This is a genomic window from Streptomyces beijiangensis (assembly GCF_017315755.1).
GTDB lineage: Bacteria > Actinomycetota > Actinomycetes > Streptomycetales > Streptomycetaceae > Streptomyces > Streptomyces beijiangensis.
This window is the reverse complement of record NZ_JAFLRJ010000250.1, coordinates 1-235: the sequence shown is the minus strand read 5'-3', so window position 1 is coordinate 235 and position 235 is coordinate 1.

The following is a 235-nucleotide window of genomic DNA, read 5'->3' as shown; positions in this document are numbered from 1 at the left end:
GAGCTCCGGGGGCCGCCCCTGATGCATCCAATCGAGCGGCGAATGACACTAACGGTCCATCAGAAACGTTGTTCGAGTTTCCATTTGGTCCATTAGGCACACTTTCATGAGATATCCCCGGCAGCAGAAAAGGGCGTCTCACGAAGGAGCGGCATGGCCGAGCGAAAGCACAAACCGAAGAGCGCATGGCTGGGGGCAGTCGCGGCGAGTCTGCTGGTCTCCGGGTTCGTGCTGC